Here is a 19272-nt window from a genome sequence, read left to right on the forward strand (position 1 = left end):
GGCCCTGAGCTGGTCTGAAGATGGTGCACATTGGGGAATGGGGCCATCAATAGACCAGGCCTATTGAAATTAATTTCCAATAAACACTCAAAATTATGAAAAATAAATTACTAACGGCAATCCTCATGTTGTCCAAAGGCTTTCTATATGGCTTAATTTTACAAATGCTGTTGGTCAATTTTGCCAGCATCATGCAGGCAAAGGGCCAATACAAACGTATAGAAGAGGTAAATATCCATTTATCAGCGCAGGCACTTAGTGTCCGGCAATTTTTTAAAGAAGTAGAAAGAAACACCCCTTTTAAGTTTGCCTACGAGAATCAGGGATTAGATAAATCCCAAATTATCCAATTTAAGAACGAAACTGGAACGGTTGAAGACCGGCTAAAAGATGCCGGTCAACAGCTAGGTTTGAGTTTTAGGCAAATGAATCATACAATTGATGTGGTCTTCAGGAGTCAGTCGGAGGTTGACGTTTTAGCTGAATTAGAGTTAAGGCCGATTACGGGAACGGTGACGGATGAAAATGGCGAGCCCATACCCGGGGTCACGGTATTTGTTCCGGGCACTACCAACGGCACAGCAACCGACTTGATGGGGAAATATTCCATTGATGTTCCGGAAGGTTCGACGCTGTCTTTCTCCTATATTGGGTTCATTACCCAAAGCATTGAAGTAGGAAACCAAAGTGTATTGGATATTGTGCTGGAAGAGGATGTGACCTCTATGGATGAGGTTGTAGTCATTGGTTATGGTACCGCAAAGAAAAGTGACTTGACTGGATCTGTTTCCAGAATTTCTATGGAAGATAAATCCAGACAAGCCAATGTTAACCTATTTCAGGCGTTAATTGGAGCGTCTGCTGGAGTAAACCTTGAATCAAGGGGAGGAGCTTCCAGCGAGCCGGAAATATCAATAAGAGGTAAAACTTCACTCTCTGCATCAGACGGACCATTGATCGTTTTGGATGGTGTAATTTATAATGGCAGCATTTCTAACTTAAATGTTAATGATGTAGAGACCATTGATGTTCTCAAGGATGCCAGTGCTGCTGCCGTATATGGTTCCAGATCTGCTAATGGGGTTTTGTTGATTACTACCAAAAAAGGAAAATCTGAAAAGCCCATCATTTCCTTTGGAATGTATACAGGGTTTCAGGATATGACCAATAATCCTATGCGTGTTATGAATTCCGATGAATTTGCAAATCGTTTGGTAGATTGGGACCATCAGAGCAAAGTTTACGCTTGGTATAAAACCAATCCTACCAATGCAGAAGGAAAACCACAAAGACCTGATTTAACCAACCCTGAAACGGTAGCTTCTTATTTAAGAACCTTTGAAGAACAACAGAATTACCTGGCAGGTAATGAAATCAACTGGGTAGATGAGGTATTACAGATTGCGCCAATGCAAAATTACAATCTAAGCCTTCAAGGGAGGACAGACCGTTCTAATTATTATATCTCCGGCTCTTTTACAGAGGTGGAAGGTATTCAGGTTAATGATAAGTTCAAGCGTATAACCCTTCGAAGCAATGTGGAAAGTGAAATTACGGACTGGCTGACTTTTGGCTTAAACGCAAGCTATAGTACAAGGGATAATTCGGGTATTCCGACAAGCCTTGCCAATGCCAGGGTAGCAAGTCCCTTGGTAAATAATTATATTGGAGAATCCAACTATGATATTTTTCTTGGAGGGGAGTTGTTCCAACCTTACCCTCTAGTGTATAAGTACATTGACAATTCAGATATTACCAATGAGTTGTTCGCCGTAGGGAGGTTAAAGGTATCCATTCCCTGGATAGAAGGCCTTAAATATGAATTCAATTATTCTCATGTTTACTCCAATCGGAACAACAACACTTTTCATTCGAGTTCTACTCCTTCCGGAGTTTCCAATAGAGGGTTAGCCATTAAGAATCCTTCAGAGTCCAGAGACTGGAATCTCAACAACATAATTAATTATTCCAGTACCTTCGGTGACCATCAGGTGAATTCTACCTTATTATTTAGTAGAGAAGGGAGAACAGGAAATGCATCCACACTCACAGCATCGGGTTTTGAAAATGAAATTCTCGGTTATAATAATATTGGCTTGGGTGAGGTGGTCACGGGTAATTCTTCTGCCTATGAAGAAAACAGTTTATCCTATATGGCTCGGGTCAATTATAGTTTTCTTTCCAGGTATATGTTTACCGGAACAGTACGTCGTGACGGGTTTTCTGGATTTGGAGCAGGAAATAAGTGGGCAACCTTCCCATCTGCTTCAGTGGCTTGGGTAATTACTGACGAACCTTTTCTTGGCAACATGGATATCTATGTTAAATTAAGGACTTCCTATGGTAAAAATGGTAATCAAGGTATAGGCCGGTATTCAAGTTTGTCCAGGATGGGTACCCGATATTATGTGTTTGGTCAATCTACTGCCATTGGGCTTTATCCGAGTAATCTAGGTAATGTAAATTTGGCCTGGGAAACGACTACTTCCTATAACTTGGGACTAGATTTTGGCTTTTGGCAGAATAGGATTACCGGTACGCTCAATGCCTACACTGCAAATACAACAGATGTGTTGGTTTTAAGGCAACTTCCGAGAACTGCAGGTTATGCAAATATCTGGACAAATATAGGTGGACTAAAAAACAAAGGGATTGAGTTTGATTTGAGATCTATAAATATGGATGGACCTATTCGATGGGAAACCAATTTTATTTTCGCCGTAAATAGAGATAAAATCACCAAATTGTATGGTGGAGAAGATGACAACGATATCGGGAATGGATGGTTTGTAGGTGAATCGATCAGTGCTATTTACGATTATCAAATGGCCGGGGGAGTTTGGACAGAGGAAGAATTTTTTAGTGGTAACACATTAGATGGTTGGTACCCTGGACAGTTCCGTTATGTAGATCAAAATGGTGATGGAGAAATTGACCCAACTAATGACAGAACGGTTATCGGATATGAAGCTCCGAGCTATAGGTTCAGCCTGAACAATAGCTTTACATATAACAATTTAACGCTTTCTATTTTTATTAACTCAATTCAAGGAGGTAGAAATTATTACCAGTCTGACAATGCTGAGATAATAAATCCTCTCTATTACTTTCCGGATAGAAGAAATAATTCCGCTGTTAATCCATACTGGACACCGGAAAATCCAACATCCAATACTACCGGTATTTATAATGTCCCTCTTCGTCAGAGCGGTATTTATCAAAGTAGGAGCTTTGTTAGGTTACAGGATATCTCATTAGGTTATACGTTCAGACAAAGCCTTTTGGATAAACTAAACTTACGGTCTGCTCAGGTTTATATTTCCAGCAAAAACTCTTATGTGTGGACAAAATGGCAGGGATGGGATCCTGAAACTGGTATTAGTGATACGCCACTAATGAGAAATTTCATTCTAGGTTTGAATCTTAGTTTGTAAGAATTCAGCTTAATTAAGTGATATTTGATAAATAAGGAAAAAATGAATATAAATATAAAAATTCTTGCAGTAAATTCTTTGCTGATCGGCGCTTTTGCGCTGGTTATATTTACGTCCTGTAATGATGATATTTTGGACGAAAAACCACTTGATTTCCTGTCACCCGACAATGCATATTTAACTGAAGCAGGCGCCTTACAAGGAATAACAGCTATACATGATCGTGTCAGGTCTGCCTATTATTCGTTTGGTGAATTTGGAGTGATGAATTGGGCAACCCATGGATCTGATTTGGGTTACAATGGTGAAACCCCTGGACCGGGTGGACCCTATTTAAATTCCTATTCGGACATGACGCCCGTTTGGAGGAATGTAATCGCTACTTGGAATGTTGGATTTGAAATTATTCAATGGGCAAATGTATTGATTGACAGGGTAGAGATGGCCGATCCAGTGGTGTTTGCAGAAGGAGAAACAGGTAAAAATAAATACATCGCTGAGGCAAGGTTTTTCCGGGCGTTTGCTTACAGGTATTTGGTTTCCACATACGGAGATATTCCTTTATTAACAGAACCAATAAACTCGGCTAGGGCAGATTTTATTAGGAACCCAGTAGCAGATATTCACAATTTGATGGTCGAAGATTTTCAATATGCTGCCAACAATTTACCAGAACCTGGTGAAGAAGATGCCCCGGGAAGGATTACTCAAGGTCCTGCGTGGCATTACCTTGCGGAAACTTACCTTGAGCAGGATGATTTCGAAAATGCCGTGGATGCGGCAACAAATGTGATTGATGACTTTGAGTATGATTTGATGACAAGTCGTTTTGGGACAAAACTTGGCAATGATGTTTTTGGCTCTGGGGATGTATTCTTTGACCTTTTCGGTTTCGGGAATCATAACTTGCCGGAAAATACCGAAGCCATGTGGGTAATTCAAGCTGAGCCATTTATTATTGGAGGCGGCCAGATAGCCAGCGCTTATATTTTTGGACCTCGCTATTTTGATATTGGCTTAACTCCGGATGGTAAAAAGGGATTCCAGGGAGAATTATACAATGGAATGTATACTGGATATTCTGATACCTTGAGTCGTCCCACAGCAAATTGCAGAGGAACCAGCTTGGTTTATTATGATGTATGGAAAGATAACTGGGACATTGATATAAGAAATGCGGAGCACAATTTGAAGAGAAATTTTTATTTTGATTCACCGGAATCTGTTTATGATAAACAAAAGATAGATTTCAGCCTATACGATCCACCACGACCTGATCCAATAGCGGACACTTGTAAAATCATATTCCCTATCCATATTAAATTTACAGATCCGTTAAATTATTTCTTGCAACCAAACCGTTCGGGAGGTGGAATTACTCATAAGGACTGGTATGCATTGCGTTTTGCAGAAACCTTGCTTCTCAGAGCCGAAGCCTATTTGGAATTAGGGAACAAAGTCATGGCAGCTGAGGATGTGAATAGGGTTAGGCAACGTTCCCTTGCAACTCCTGTTTCAGCCTCGGACATAGACATGGATTTCTTATTGGATGAACGTGTTCGGGAATTGTATGGTGAAGAATGGAGGCTTATTATATTGAGGCGGACCGGAAAACTCCTGGAAAGGGTAAGGGCATACAATGATAACCCGCTTGTTCCTGGAGCAGCCATTGAGGAACACAATTTCCATTGGCCAATACCACAGGACCAAATTGATTTAAATGTTGATGCTGATTTTCCCCAAAATGCGGGATATTAAATATTTTTTTTGGAATGGATCGAATACCAGGGTTAAAAAAACAATAAACACTTAGTCTTTATCTGGTAGCCATTCGGGTTTCATTCCGGAGGAGATAACTCGGTTTTCCTCCGGAAATTTTTAAAGGTACCTTGAGGATGTAAAATGTGACGGCGAGAAATTTTGTAGTTTTGAGAAAATAGGGCTTAGAAATTATGATAGATTTTAATAAAATTTTCTTTTAGTTGGTATCCCAATTTCTTATTCGTTGAAACGTTAGTTTTCGGAATGACGATATAATTGGTTTTTAGGGACGTTCTTAAATCGAGCTCTCACGCCTGCAAAGCTGTTTTAGGTAATTTTTTTTGAAAATAGTCCAAAAATAAAGGATAGATTTTTGGTTTGTCCGACACATATCCATGAAAACATGCCTAAATGGATATTTACAACGATACAGTCAAAGGCCTTGTACTAAACCCGGAGTTTAGGAAATGGGTATTAAATCCAAGTCCCGAACGTAATAACACCTGGAAGCACTATTTGTCCACTAACCCCACATTTGTGAAGGATGTGGAGCTGGCCAGGGAACTTATTCTGGAGTTGTTTTCAAACCAATACCCACTTCAGGATAAGGAATATAAGGAGATCTGGGACAAAATAGAGACCAAAACCACTAAAGAAGACCAACAAAAGCAATTCGCAAAAGTAGTGCCTATCAGGCAAGGGATGGTAAAAGAGAAGCCCAGTAGCGGTCAGGATTTTTTTCAGATTGGGTATTTTTGGCGAATTGCATCCATATTGCTGATATCTTTGGGTTTAGGATTTTTAGCGAGCCGCAATACGCTGCCTGAAACAACTGAAGAGATACCCCAACCCGTAAAAAATGTTGTTTTCAATAACCCTCCCGGCGTAAAGTCCAGTATATCCCTGGCCGATGGTACAAGGGTGATGCTCAATGCGGGAAGTAGTTTATCCTATGAGGAGAACAGATTCAAAGCCGTTCGGGATGTTTTTTTGGAAGGTGAGGCCTTTTTTGAAGTTGCCCATGACCCAAATCGGCCCTTTACGGTAAATGCGGGAGGGGTCAAAACTACTGCACTGGGCACCTCCTTTAATATCATGGCCTATAAGGATGAAAAACAAATGGTATCCCTGCTCACCGGAAAGGTATCTATTGAGCTGCCAAATTCAAGTAATGAAAAGATTTTACTGGCTCCAAAAGAGGCAATAAGTATTGGTCCGGACAAAATACAGGTTTCCTTGGATAAATTTGATGAAGAAGCTATCCTGGCCTGGACCAGAAAAACCATCGTGTTTGATGATACAAAGTTGGCGGAAGCCATCAGGGCTCTGGAAAACTGGTATGGAGTCAGATTTCACTTTCAAAACCAACCTAAGCCCGGGATGAACCTTTCGGGGAAATTCCACAATGAGACACTGGAAAACTTGCTGGAAGGCCTGAGCTATACGGCAGGGCTGGAATTCATAATTGAAAAGGACCAGGTCAGCATAAAATTCAAACAGTAACCCAAAAAATCACTGCCTATGGAAAACTAATTCAAAATAACATCAAAAAAACCGAAGGTGCTGTAACACCTTCGGAAGTAGTTAAACATCGGGGCATTTGACGCTAATCAGTACCCGATGCCAGTTTATTCAACCATTTACACAATAGCCAAAATAAACCATGTAAAGATATGAAAAATCTTATACTTAGGCATGTTATACGCATGAGCAAATTATTTACCTATGCTTTTCTTTTCCAGTGTTTGACCATGGGCTTTTTATTAGCCTCGAATGGCAATGCCCAGATCAAAAGCATAGATGAGGTAGTCGTCAGGCTGCCCCTGGAAGGGGTCCCGGTCAAGGATGCATTCAAGAAGATTGAAGCAGCATCCGATTTCACCTTTGTTTATCTCACAAGGGAAGTCAGGAATTTGCCTCCAGTTTCCGTTGAGGATAAGAACCAAAGCCTCTATGAGGTATTGGTGGCGATAGCCCGGCAATCCGGATTGGATTTCAAGCAAATTAACCATAATATCCATGTACAGACCTCCAGGAAGGGACAGGCAGAACCCATCGTTTCAGTTTCTAAATTTGAAGTAGAAATAAGGGGAACAGTAACCGATGAAAACGGCGATCCGATTCCCGGGGCCACGGTATTGATTGAAGGCACCACTACGGGTACTGCCACGGACATCGATGGCAATTTTAGCCTGGAAGCAGAAGAAGGGTCGGTATTGTTGATTTCCTTTATCGGCTACCAGTCCCAGCGCATTACGGTGGGGAACCAAACGGATTTTTCCATCACGCTCCTGGAAGATCAATCGTCCCTGGAAGAAGTAGTGGTGGTGGGCTATGGAACGCAGCAGAAGTCTGATTTAAGTGGAGCGGTTTCTTCAGTAAAAGGTGAAGACATGCAAAAGACGCCTGCAAATACTTTGATTCAATCCATGCAGGGAAGAGCGGCAGGGGTGGATATAAGAGCAGCCTCGAATGCACCTGGAGGAGGAATGAAAATAAGAATCAGGGGAACCAATTCGATTAACGCCTCCAGTGATCCCTTGTATGTGATTGATGGTTTTCCTATAGATAATATCAATACCACGCCAGGTGGGGCAGGAAACAATGCATTGGCTGCAGACCCTCTTTCCTCCATTAGTCCAAGTGAAATTGAATCTATTGAAATATTAAAGGATGCTTCTGCTACTGCCATTTATGGAGCCAGAGGTGCTAATGGGGTAGTGTTGATTACCACAAAAAGAGGGAAGTTAGGAAGTGTTAAAATTGACTTTGATTATTCATTAAATATTGCAAATGTCAGAAAAAAACTAGATTTGGCCAATGCCGAAGAACTGGCCATTCTTACCAATGAATGGGCAATAAATAATAATCAACCGCTGATATATGATGGGATAAATAAACCTCTGCCAGAAGAATTGGGAGAAGGGACTGATTGGCAAGATCAGATTTTCAGAACTGCACTTACCCACTCCTATAATCTTTCTCTTTCCGGGGGAACAGAAAATACCAAATACCTTGTCTCAGGAAATTATTTTGACCAGGAGGGTATCATCATCGAATCGAATTTCAAGAGAGGAGGTTTAAAATTCAATTTAGACCAAAAAATAAATAAGAGGGTAAAAGCCGGGATTAATTTGAATGTAAATAAATCTGTCAATGATGCCGTTCCTTCAGACGGAAGTGGCTTTCAGCATGATTCTCCTTTGTGGAACGCATTGACGACTACTCCTGTGATTTCGGTTTTTGATGAGGACGGAAATTATCTTCATAATCATGATGAAACGGTTAAAATACTGGAAAATCCTGTTTCCATCGCAAAAACACGTACAGATATCACCGAAACCACCAGGGTATTAAGTAATGCATTTGTAGTTTTCAATATTATTGAGGGTCTTGACTTCAAGACCAATTTCGGCACAGATGTGATCAATTCCAAACGTGATGTATACATTCCCAATACTGCAGAAACACAAGCGCTTCCCAATTTGGGAGTTGCATCAATTGGAACCATTCAAAGTAACAACTGGCTTCAGGAATATACCTTGTCATACAATAGTGATTTTGGCTCAAAGCATAGGTTAAATGCGCTTTTGGGATATACAATTCAAACCAGAGAGACCGAAAGTGTATTAAGCAGAACAGACGAATTCTTTACCAATAAGCTTAAATACAATAATTTAGGAATTGGAGCTAATCCCAGGCCTTCTGAAAGTAATGCGGTAAATACTGCTTTGTTATCTTACATTGGCAGATTAAATTACATTTATAATGATAAATATATTTTTACTGGTACTGTAAGGAGGGATGGGTCATCTAAATTTGGTGCTGAAAATAAATGGGGGGTATTCCCTTCGGCAGCATTTGCATGGAGGATTGGTGATGAAGAAATTTTTAAACAATTAAATACCATCGATGATTTAAAAATAAGGTCTTCTTACGGATTAACCGGAAATGAAAATATCAGTCCCTACTCTTCATTGGCCCTATATAATACTACAAGGCCAATCATCGATGGGACTCCTGTAATTGGTTTGGTGCCTAATAGAATCCCTAACCCGGATTTGAAATGGGAAAAAACAGCCCAATTCAATGTAGGTTTGGATGCTTCATTTGCAGAGGGAAGGGTTAATTTCTCGGCTGACTACTATATCAAAAAAACAGAGGATCTATTGTTAAATGTTACTATTCCTAATCAATCAGGTTACGGAACATCAGTCCAGAATATTGGATCCGTGGAAAATAAGGGTTTTGAGTTCCAGGTTGGGGTAAACAATTCATTTGGAGAACTGGTTTGGAATTCTTCTTTTAACATCTCCTTCAATAGAAATAAGTTGCTTTCTTTAGCAGAAGGAACAGATCGACTTCTTTTTGGAATTGGAAGAGGAGAATCCGCTCATGGCCGTTCAGTTGCGCTACCCGGGCAACCGTTAGGTTTATTTTATGGTTACAGGTTTGCAGGTATTTGGCAGACAGAAGAAGAAATTATTGCGGCTGGAAATACGGTGGGGGGCATCAATAGACCAGGATTACCCAAATATGCCGATTTGAATGGGGATGGTTTTCGACAGAATGATGATGACAGGGAGATAATTGGAGATCCCAATCCAGATTTTATTTATGGGTTTTCTAATGATTTCTCTTATAAAAACCTAACACTTTCTGTTTTTATCCATGGTGTATATGGAAATGAAATTGCCGATATGAACAGAATTGGGTTATTGGCCCAACCCCAAAAACATAATGTTTATAAGGTTTTTTTCGAGGAAAGGTGGACAGGACCAGGTACAAGTAATACTATCGAGGCACCAATAACCAATGCCGGGGAATGGAAAAATTTTAGTGACAGAGATGTGTTGGATGGTTCGTTTTTGAGGGTAAAAACCATCAATCTATCTTACAATCTCCCATCCAACTTAATAGGATCGAACCGCATAAGAAATGCACAGGTATATGTAGCAGGAGATAATCTCTTCACTTTTACAAATTATACGGGTTTTGATCCGGAAGTAGATTTGTATGCTTCAAGTAACGTGCAAATAGGTGTTGACAATGGCGCATACCCCATGTCAAAAAGTGTAAGGATAGGCGTAAAAATAGGATTTTAATTGAAGATGAATACACCATGAAAAATACACATAAACTTAGAATCTATATCATTATTCTGTTGATAATTCCTTTAAAGGGATGCAATGACCTCCTGGAAGAAGATCCACCAAGTAATATCAGTTTGGCAAACTTTTATCAATCAGAAGAAGATGCCCTTGTAGGATTATACGGTGCCTATAGTAATCTATATGGATTGGTATCCCAAGAGCCCAATTATGGAGAAATGATTGCTGACGACATGACCATCTCCCCAATTGTTCCCGATGCCTTTGAATGGGATGAATTTAATTTCAACAGTGAAGTCACTAGTGGGCTGTGGTCTCAGTGTTATTCTGCGATAAATCGTGCCAACGAAGTGATTCTATACACAGAAGGAATAGATTTCGAATCTGGCAGAAAAGCAGCTTTAATAGCAGAAGCAAGGGCTTTAAGGGCTATATATTATTTTCATTTGGCCAGGGCAATGGGAGGAGTTCCATTATATGATTCCCCTACAGTTGGTTTTGATAATATATATGAACCAAGATCCACTGAAGAAGTAGTCTTCAACTTTATCATTGAAGATTTGAAAGAAGCAGCTGATAAATTAGGTGCTACCAGTCCGGCAGGAAGAATAAATGCAGATATCGCTAATGCCTTGCTGGCAAGGATTTATTTATATAGAGGGGATTTTCAAAATGCACTGTCTCATGCTGAGACCGTGATTAATTCCAATAGGTATAGGTTACTAGATGACTATGCAGACCTTTTCAAGCCTGAAAATGATAATAGCCCTGAACACATCTTTCAAATTCAATACCTCAGTGGAGAAACCAATAACCCACTTCCTGGTAGGTATGGTCCAAGGGCTCCTTCAGGTCCCTACGGAAATTCCTTTTGGGCAGGAACGACCATTCCTGGGTCCTATGCTCCATCTGCAGAATTTGTATCTCAAAATCCAGAATCGTACAGGAGGTCCGTTACAATTGCCGATCAGTATGAACACATAGATGGTGTTTCCGGGACCATTACCATGCAGGAGGTGTACGGTGGGAGCTTTCCCTATTACATCAGTAAATTTGACGATAGAGAAGGGGAATTGCAAAGTGGTGTGAATTATACAATTATTAGGTATGCAGATATTCTGTTAATCGCTGCAGAGGCATTAAATGAAATAGACCCGGACAATCCAAAGAAATACGAGTGGATAAATAGGGTTCGTGAAAGAGCTAGAAATGGTGTTGAATCCGATTTGCCGGACTTAAGTTCAATGACGCAGGATCAGTTCAGAACAGCCGTAATGGAGGAAAGAAGGTTCGAGTTAGCCTTCGAAAATCAAAGGGCATGGGATTTAAAAAGAAGAAATCTATTTTTAGAAAAAATGAGGGCTCAAGGTAAAAATGTGGAAGATTTCATGACGCTCTTTCCCATTCCGGATTTACAAACCCAACTGAATTCCAATCTGGAACAGAATCCGGGTTGGTAACATTTTAATTTAAATAGGGGGATGCAATTTTGCTTGCCCCTATTTTTTTAATTTTCCTTCTACTATGAAATACTTATTTAGATTGATGTTTGTGGTTTTGGTATTTTTAACCATCAATGAAAAATCTTTTAGTCAGAATGCTAACGAGGATCCCCCCAACATCATCCTGATCATGGCCGATGACCTGGGTTGGGGAGATACGGGGTTTAATGGAAACCTGTACCTCCGGACGCCCCAACTGGATGAAATGGCCCGCAATGGGATTACCTTCAATCGCTTTTATGCCGCTTCGGCCGTTTGCTCTCCGACCAGAGGAAGCTTCATTACCGGCAGGCATCCGGAAAGGTACGGCATCACCCACGCCAATACCGGTCACATGAAACCGGAGGAACGGACCATCGCAGAGGTAATGAAAGGCCGGGGATACAGCACCGGCCACTTTGGAAAATGGCATTTGGGCACCTTAACGGTAACCGAGAAAGACGCCAACAGGGGAGGGCCGGAAGGAGCTGCTCATTACTCCCCCCCATGGGAAAATGGCTTTGACGTTAGTTTCTCAACAGAATCCAAAGTTCCAACATGGGATCCCATGGTGACACCGGAACCGGATGCACAGGATATTGGTAACCGGGTACCCGGAGCACATTTTGGGACCTATTACTGGACGGGTGAAGATGAAAAGGTCACCGATAACCTCTCAGGGGATGATTCCAGAATTATCATGGATCGGGTAATTCCTTTTATCGATCAGGCGGCAGCTGCCAAAAAACCCTTTCTATCTGTAATATGGTTTCATACGCCCCACCTGCCGGTGGTGGCAGGGCCCGCTTACAGAAGCATGTATGCCGATTTTTCTGAAGATAAGCAACACTATTTTGGCAGCATCACTGCCATGGACGAACAAATCGGTAGGTTGAGGAATTTCCTCCGGGAGAAAGGACTGGCAGAGAATACCATTATCTTGTTTTGCAGTGACAATGGACCGGAAGGACCGGAGCAGATCAAGCGGACACAGGGCTCAGCAGGTCCTTTTAGGGGGAGAAAACGAAGCCTGTACGAAGGAGGCATCCGGGTGCCTGCCCTGCTTGAGTGGCCCGCAAAAATAAAGAAAGGGCAAAAAACCAACTTACCGGTTTCTACCAGTGATATATTTCCGACCCTTCTGGGTATATTGGACCTGGATGCGAAAAAAGGGGTACAACCGCTGGATGGTATCAATATTTTTCCATTAATTCAGGGAAACATTGAAAAAAGGGAAGGAAATATCGCTTTTAATTTTCAGCAGCAACGGGCCATTATGGACAACCAATTTAAATTGTACTCTGCTGACAATGGAAAAAATTTCGTCTTATATGATTTGTTCAATGATCCGGGGGAAAAGAAGGATATTTCCAAAGCTCATCCACAAGTTACCAGCCGCTTATCCAGGGAGTTGGCCGAGTGGCTGATTTCCTGTGAAAAAAGCAACAGGGAGAAAGACTACCTAAAGTAAAATATTAGCTCGATAAATTACCTATATATGACACTCAAAATACCCATTCTTGGAATGCTTCTTTTCCTGTCAGGAATTTGCCAGGCACAAAGGGGCACAGAAGAAAAGCCCAATTTTCTTTTTATCTTTTCCGATGACCAGCGATACAACCTGGTACATGCCCTGGGTAATCCACAGGTGCAAACCCCCAATCTGGACAGGCTGGTGAAATCCGGATCCACCTTTACAAATGCCTACAATATGGGGGCATGGAACGGGGCTGTCTGTGTGGCCAGCAGGGCCATGATGATCAGCGGCCTTTCGGTATGGGATGCCCGGGAACAGGAAAGTGAATTTCAGGAAATGGCTGATGAGGGCAGGTTTTGGCCCCAATTGCTGGAAAAAGCCGGCTATGAAACCTATATGACGGGCAAATGGCATGTAAAAGCCGATGCAGAAAGCATTTTTCAAAACGTGGTGCATGTACGACCAGGCATGCCCAATCAGACCCCCGAAGGCTACGATCGTCCCAAAAGCAAGGCAGATACCACCTGGCAACCCTGGGACAAAAGCTTTGAAGGATTTTGGAAAGGAGGCAAACATTGGTCTGAAGTGCTGGCAGACGATGCGCAGGGCTATTTGGATCAGGCTGCCAAAAGCGAATCCCCTTTTATGATGTACCTGGCCTTTAATGCCCCCCATGACCCCAGGCAGGCTCCAAAGGAATTTGTTGATTTGTATCCGGTGGAAAGCATTGCTTTGCCCCCCAGCCATATGGACATGTACCCGTTCAAAGACAGCATAGGTTTGAGCGAATCCCTGCGGGACGAAGCCCTGGCACCTTTTCCCAGGACAGCCTACGCTGTTAGAAAAAACATACAGGAGTATTATGCCATCGTCAGCCACATGGATGCACAGATCGGCAAAATCCTGGGTGCCCTGGAAGCAACCGGAAAAATGGATAACACCTATATCATCTTTACCTCAGATCACGGACTTGCTGTAGGCCATCATGGCTTGATGGGCAAGCAAAACATGTTCGATCACAGCGTAAGGGTGCCTTTGGTCATTGCCGGACCAGGTATACCGGAGAACAAGCAATTTCACCAACAGGTATACCTGCAGGATGTAAGTGCCACCATGATGGATCTGGCAGGAGTGGAAAAGCCGGAAAGTACGGTATTTAATAGCCTGATGCCTTATATTAATGAAGATGCGCCAAGTGCTTATCCGAGCATCTACAGTTGCTACCTCAACCTTCAACGAATGGTGAGGACGGATCGATACAAATTGATTTTCTATCCAAAATTGAATAAAACCTTGCTGTTCGACCTGGAAAAGGATCCTGAAGAACTTAGAGACCGTTCGGCTGACCTGCTATATCAGGGAGTGAAACAGCAATTGTTGGTCCTGCTCGCTGAGCAGCAAGAGCAGTTAAATGATCCGATTAGGTGAGAATAAAATAGTGTGGTCAGATATGATACTATATATCAGATTTAAAGAGTATTTATCGGTTCTAAAGATAATTACTTGTTTTATTTATCTGTAAATTTTCATGAAATTGAGCATGAATAAAGCATCACTTTATGCCATGTGAGATTCTCCCGAAAGTCGTGACAGGTTATCCCATTACTCAGGACAAGTTATGACCGATGAAATCAAATTTTAAACAAATGAAAAAGCTAATTACATTAATTTTTATACTGTTTGTTATTGATTATGATGGGTTTTGTTCGGTGGGCGAGCGGCCTAATATTATATTCATCTTTGCTGACGACTGGGGCTGGGGCGATCTATCTTGTCATGGCCATCCCTATATAAAAACCCCCAATATTGACCGTCTTGCGGTTGAAGGAACCGATTTTACCCGCTTCACAGTGGCCTCAGGTGTCTGTTCGCCTAGCCGAGCTGCCGTTGTGACCGGTCAGTTCCCTGCCCGTCAGGGCATTATCCAGCACTTTGACAAGGTTGCCAATAATGTCGCTCGCGGAATGCCTGACTGGCTTTCGCTTGATGCGCCATCCCTGCCCCGATTTCTACAGGAAGCAGGTTATGAGACCGCACTCTATGGCAAGTGGCATTTGTCCAACAGCCCTGTTACGGATTCACCTAGACCCGATGCTTATGGCTATGACGATTACGCTGCATTTAACTGCTCCGGAGAGGAGATGCCTTGGTTTGAAGACACTATTTTGGCGAATGCGTTCATAGAAGAAAGCATCCAACAGGATAAGCCCTTCTTTATCAACCTTTGGATTCATGAACCGCACACCCCGCATCATTCGCTGCCGAAATACGAGAGAATGTTCAACCATCTTGAAAACCGGGAGGATCAAATCTATGCGGCGGTGCTGGCTCATGCTGATGACCGTATCGGTCAGGTGCTCAACACGCTCGACCGTCTCGGGATCACTGACCAAACACTGGTTGTATTTAGCTCCGATAACGGTCCGGAACGTGCCAAGTCCGGTATTGAACTTTTGTTAATGGATGGGCACGCCACTGGAGCTGGCTGGAATATTGCTGCATCGAGGGGAATCACAGGTGGTCGCCGTGGTTTCAAGGCTTCAGTTTTCGAAGGGGGTATTGGCGTTCCTTTTATCGCCCGATGGCCAGGAAAAATCAAGGCGGGTGAGATCGATGAGGTATCTCTTATATCTGCCGTGGATCTTCTGCCTACCTTTTGTGAACTTGCAGGGGCTAAATTGCCTGATGATTTTATACCAGACGGAGTAAGCTTTACTCGCGTTTTGTTGGGAGATCCCATGCTCCAGCGAAAAAAGCCTCTTTTCTGGAAGATCCATCCCGGATCTCGTTATGGTTCTGATCATTGGGCTGCCTTTGCCATTGTGCACGATAAATGGAAACTCGTCACCAATAGTGAACACTCCCGATTCGTACTTTATAATATCTCCCAAGACGTAACTGAGTCTAAGGACTTATATGCGGAGAAACCAGAAACAGTAGCATATCTTCTCGCCATGCTGGAAGATTGGGAAGCTACCCTTCCGGAAGCACCTTTCGGTGATGTCTTTTCGAAACTCAGGGAATCGGATTATTAGCAAATGAGTAGAGTTGCGGAGCAATCTATTTAATGCTTAACCTTTCACTAGTCAATAAATTTGTTTTTTTTAATGATTTATCAACCATGCGAGATTCCATCTGGCAATTTAAAATCAAATTATAAGCAGATGAAAACAAGCTTTTTTGTCCTTCTCATTTCCTTGGTAAGTATTCACTTTGGCAAGGCACAGCAGGGTGCATCCCCTGTAAAAACCGTACCGGTGGTTACGGAAAATGACTGGCTGCTGTACCATTCCGATCAGCCAGCCGGGTTCAAAACCAACAAGGACGGACACCTGGTGCTAAGTAATGGACTGGTTAGCCGAACCTTCGCAACGGCGCCCAATGGGGCGACCATCGGACTGGAACACCTGCAAACCGGGGAGTCCTTTTTGCGCTCAGTGCGTCCGGAAGCAGTCATTCAACTGAACGGCATTGCTTTTGACGTGGGTGGACTTACCGGCCAACCCATCCACAATTATTTGCTTCCGGAATGGATCGCATCCATGCAGGCAAATCCGGGTTCCTTCAAATTGGTGGGCCATACCGTGGAAAACACCAGGGAGCGTTTTGCCTGGAAGAAACGAGCCGAATGGATGCCCAAAGACATGCCTTGGCCGGCACCGGGAAAGGAACTTGTTTTTACCTATCAATTGGATGAGGAGGCAGTAAAAGTCATATTGGAACGATCAATCGCCGATGAAAGCCGTGAAACCCTATTTGGAGATTCCTTTGATACCATGCATAAAAATTGGAAGCGGGTAGAATCAGAGGCACATACCCTTAATTCCTTTATCAACGAAGGGAAAGCCGGTGAAATCATGGCATTGGCCAATACGGCGGTTTATGCCCAGCAGCCGGTGCTTCCGGGAGCAAGAGTTTTTCTGGCAAAGATCAATCCGGGCACAGACAAGAGCAGCAGTTGGGGGCCGGGGCTTGGACTGGTGTTTTCAGACAAAGTAATCAAACTCAACATTCGTCCTGGTGGCAATGAAATTGGTTTTTACGATGGACAGCAGGAATACCTCAGGTCGGGCCTGGAAGGGGGAAAGCCGGTTTGGCTGCGGATGGAATTGGGGGAGGACCGGCTGCTGGCTTCCTGGTCCTATGACAAAAATGATTGGCAGCAGGCTGGAGATATTCCGCTTCAACAAGCCCCGCAAGGAGTCCGGATTGGCAAGATGGATGGAACAGGCAAAAACAGTGACCACAATGAAAAGGGAGAATTAGGGCGCAGCAAAATCGAAGAATTTTTCATGCTGGGAGAAATTTCTCCATCTGCAAAAGCTGCCGGCTTGGCATCCTACCAATACTTGTTGGATATATCCGTGCATGTACATTACGAATTGTACGATGGGCTTCCTGTATTCAGCAAATGGATTACCGTTGAGAATCGCTCCGGCCAGCCGGTAACCGTCAATTCGTTTACAAGTGAAATCCTGGCGGTAACCGAGCCCGAAAGTACCGTCGACAGCCGGGAGCAATGGATGCTTCCCAATATAACGATCGAAACCGATTACAACTTTGGCGGCATGACCTCCGAAAATGTCTTGCGTTCCAGCATTGACTGGAAACCGGATCCGCAGTATAAAACCCAGGTGAATTACGAGCGAACGATGCCGGTTTTGCTGGAAGTTTCGCCCAAGTATGGCCCGGAGCAGGAGCTGCATCCAGGGGCTTCCTTTTCCTCATATCGGGTATGGGAACTGCTGCACGATAGTTGGGATCGGGAACGAAAAGGGCTTGAGCACCGGCGAATGATGCGTTCACTGGCTCCCTGGGTGACCGAAAACCCCATATTGATGCATGTACGATCTGCTGATACCGAGGCGGTAAAAAAAGCCATAGACCAAAGTGCTGAAGTGGGATTTGAAATGGTGATCATGACATTTGGCAGTGGATTCAATGCGGAAGATGCGAGTAGGGAAAACCTGGACCGCATGAAGGGCCTGGCCGATTACGCCCATGGAAAGGGTATTGCACTGGGCGGTTATTCTTTGCTGGCCAGCCGGAAGGTTGGCGGTGGAAACGACGTGTTGATGCCAGAAGGCATGACGCCTCGTTTTGGTAATTCACCCTGCCTGGAAAGTAAATGGGGACACGATTATTTTGAATCCCTTTATCATTTATACAGCACAACCGGACTCGATATCCTGGAGCATGACGGGTCTTATCCGGGGGATGTGTGCGCGGCAACTGATCACCCCGGACACAAGGGATTGGCCGATTCGCAATGGAACCAGTACCAGCGGATTGCTGAATTTTACCAATGGGCGCGTTCAAAAGGGATTTACCTGAACGTGCCCGATTATTATTTTCTTGCGGGCAGCAATAAAACAGGGATGGGTTATCGCGAGACCAATTGGTCGCTGCCCAGGGCCCAGCAGGAAATCATCGAACGTCAAAATATATACGACGGCACCTGGACCAAGACACCGTCCATGGGCTGGATGTTTGTGCCCCTGGTACAATACCATGGGGGAGGGGAGGCCGCCACAATCGAACCACTAAAAGCACATTTGCCCCATTACGAGCAGCGGTTGGCCAACCTCTTCGGTGCAGGGGTACAAGCCTGTTACCGCGGGCCGCAGTTGTACGATGCTCCGGAAACAAAGGCATTGGTCGAAAAATGGGTTGGTTTTTACAAAGTGCACCGGGAGGTGCTGGATGCAGACATCATCCATCTACGCCGGCCGGATGGCCGCGATTGGGATGGTATTTTGCACGTAAATCCCAAGGGAGAGGAAAAGGGCTTGCTCATGCTCTACAATCCCTTGAACGAAGAGATTACACGAACCATTAGGGTTCCGGTATACTATACGGGTCTGCATGAAGAGGTATTGCTGGAAGACCAATGGGGGAAATCACAGTCGGTTGCTGTAAACCGGGATTTTAGCCTGCCAGTCGAAGTCACCATCCCTGAGCGGGGATACCGGTATTTTGTTTTAAAATAAACTGTCCATAAATTGTTC

Annotated in this window: 9 protein-coding genes; all 9 read left to right on the forward strand. The window is 43.4% G+C overall.

The features are described from left to right. The first annotated feature begins 95 nt into the window (after positions 1–95). Positions 96–3434: a TonB-dependent receptor gene (locus tag HUJ21_RS23855; RefSeq protein ID WP_291373456.1), complete on the forward strand. Its 3339-nt coding sequence runs from the start codon at positions 96–98 to the stop codon at positions 3432–3434. A gap of 42 nt (positions 3435–3476) precedes the next feature. Continuing rightward, positions 3477–5192: a RagB/SusD family nutrient uptake outer membrane protein gene (locus tag HUJ21_RS23860; RefSeq protein WP_291373457.1), complete on the forward strand. Its 1716-nt coding sequence runs from the start codon at positions 3477–3479 to the stop codon at positions 5190–5192. Between the two features lie 414 nt (positions 5193–5606). Continuing rightward, positions 5607–6698 (forward strand): FecR family protein, encoded by a 1092-nt coding sequence (locus tag HUJ21_RS23865; RefSeq protein WP_291373458.1) that lies wholly within the window; start codon positions 5607–5609, stop codon positions 6696–6698. A 170-nt stretch (positions 6699–6868) separates the two neighbouring features. Continuing rightward, positions 6869–10300, forward strand: coding sequence for a TonB-dependent receptor (locus HUJ21_RS23870; protein WP_291373459.1), 3432 nt, complete (start codon positions 6869–6871; stop codon positions 10298–10300). A gap of 17 nt (positions 10301–10317) precedes the next feature. Beyond that, complete coding sequence (locus HUJ21_RS23875; RefSeq protein ID WP_291373461.1) at positions 10318–11766, forward strand: RagB/SusD family nutrient uptake outer membrane protein; 1449 nt, start codon at positions 10318–10320, stop codon at positions 11764–11766. 64 nt (positions 11767–11830) lie between these two features. Continuing rightward, positions 11831–13258: a sulfatase-like hydrolase/transferase gene (locus tag HUJ21_RS23880; RefSeq protein ID WP_291373462.1), complete on the forward strand. Its 1428-nt coding sequence runs from the start codon at positions 11831–11833 to the stop codon at positions 13256–13258. 27 nt (positions 13259–13285) lie between these two features. Further along, complete coding sequence (locus HUJ21_RS23885; protein ID WP_291373463.1) at positions 13286–14692, forward strand: sulfatase-like hydrolase/transferase; 1407 nt, start codon at positions 13286–13288, stop codon at positions 14690–14692. 218 nt (positions 14693–14910) lie between these two features. After that, complete coding sequence (locus tag HUJ21_RS23890) at positions 14911–16299, forward strand: sulfatase-like hydrolase/transferase (protein ID WP_291373465.1); 1389 nt, start codon at positions 14911–14913, stop codon at positions 16297–16299. 129 nt (positions 16300–16428) lie between these two features. Continuing rightward, positions 16429–19254, forward strand: a complete 2826-nt coding sequence (locus HUJ21_RS23895) for a hypothetical protein (protein ID WP_291373468.1) — start codon at positions 16429–16431, stop codon at positions 19252–19254. The last annotated feature ends 18 nt before the right edge of the window (positions 19255–19272 follow it).

Origin of the sequence: Cyclobacterium sp. (genome assembly GCF_014762705.1) — a bacterium.
In the GTDB taxonomy this organism is placed as follows: Bacteria; Bacteroidota; Bacteroidia; order Cytophagales; family Cyclobacteriaceae; genus Cyclobacterium.